This window comes from Ruminococcus turbiniformis, from assembly GCF_020687545.1.
In the GTDB taxonomy this organism is placed as follows: Bacteria; Bacillota; Clostridia; order Lachnospirales; family Lachnospiraceae; genus Mediterraneibacter; species Mediterraneibacter turbiniformis.
Genome location: NZ_JAJEQX010000091.1, coordinates 1 through 1,349 on the forward strand (window position 1 = coordinate 1; position 1,349 = coordinate 1,349).

Sequence of the window (1,349 nt, forward strand, 5' to 3'; positions counted from 1 at the left end):
GCGGGACTTCCTTCGAAGCCATCCGGATGAAGCGCAGGCATATGGAGAGTTGAAAGCGGATCTCGCGGAAAAGTATTCCCACGATATTGAGGGGTACTGTGATGGGAAGGATATGTTTGTGAAAACGCTGGAAAAACGGGCGATGGAGTGGGCCGGATCGGGATATGATGATTCAGGGAAAGCCAGAAAAAACGCGGAGCAATGAGGCCGGAGATAAAAACGGAAAAGCAGTTTATAGAGAAACGGAGGGAGGGCATAGCGCAGAATGAATCCATTTTTTAAAGGGCTGGAAGACAGAAGCGCATTTTCTTTTTACTTTGATGACAGCGGTAAGGCGATTCCGGTAAAGGAGACCGATTATATTATATATGAGGGAGATATATTCCCTATGGTAATCTTTGGAGATGAGCTTCGCGCGTTGAATGATTACTGCTATAAGATTGTAACTGCTGCGGAAGAAGAACAGGCCAATATAAAGGAAAGACTGGACTATTACATAAAAGAAGAACGGAATCCTTCAGCTGAATATACAGAATTTACACCGTATGAAATGCAGATATCGCTGAAGGAACAGCAAAATCAGTGGAACTGGATTGCGGATGTGACAGCCGGGTATCTGGTGATTTTCAAGGCAGACGATAGAGGCGTACTGGGCGTACGCCGATTGAGGATAACACAGAAAATCACCGAAATTACGCGGTTTGGAGCGTATCGCCCCTTGTACACTGACGCTATCATAAGAAAACTGCTAAAATATATTTCTGGCTGTATAATATTTTTGGAATGGATGAAGAGGCATTCCGGGAAAAATACGGGGAAATATTTGACATTCTGGATAAATGCAGAAAGATAAGGAACCATTTCGCACATGATAATCTGGAAGGGACCGATACGTCGGATGAAGATTACGTATATAGGGATCGCAGGCAGCAGGAATCTTTTCGGCTGATTGATTTTATAACAGCTATTTCCATAATTCTTTATGAAGTTGAGGAAATATATAAAAGAGCAGAGGTGGAATAAAGGGGCAAATGAGAGAAGAAATATTTAAGTATGTAAAGAAAAAATATCAAACTGTACCGGACTATCCCTTCCGCACTGCCCCGACTTACCCTGTCCTGCGCCATGCGGACAACCGGAAGTGGTTCGCGCTGATCATGGATGTCCCGCGGGAGAAGCTGGGGTTGAAGGGCGCGGAATATGTGGATATTATCAATGTGAAGCTGGGAGATCCGATGCTGGCGGATATGCTTGTCCGGCAGCCGGGCTATTTCTACGGGTATCATATCAGCCGGAGCAGCTGGATTTCCATTCTGCTGGACGGGACGGTTCCTTTTGAAGAGATCTGT

The 1,349-nt window shown here is 45.1% G+C and carries 3 protein-coding genes; all 3 read left to right on the top strand.

Annotated elements, in window-relative coordinates; genetic code table 11:
• A partial coding sequence (locus LKD70_RS18445) for a GrpB family protein (protein WP_227709311.1) occupies positions 1 to 205 on the top strand: 205 nt, incomplete at its 5' end.
• 60 nt (positions 206 to 265) lie between these two features.
• Positions 266 to 853, top strand: coding sequence for a hypothetical protein (locus tag LKD70_RS18450; RefSeq protein ID WP_227709312.1), 588 nt, complete (start codon positions 266 to 268; stop codon positions 851 to 853).
• A 178-nt stretch (positions 854 to 1,031) separates the two neighbouring features.
• Positions 1,032 to 1,349: MmcQ/YjbR family DNA-binding protein (locus LKD70_RS18455; protein ID WP_227709313.1), on the top strand; the 318-nt coding region annotated here is incomplete at its 3' end.

Excerpts from the sequence above, each read along its gene's own strand:
- LKD70_RS18450 (WP_227709312.1), top strand. The coding sequence starts at position 266 with ATGAATCCATTTTTTAAAGGGCTGGAAGACAGAAGCGCATTTTCTTTT.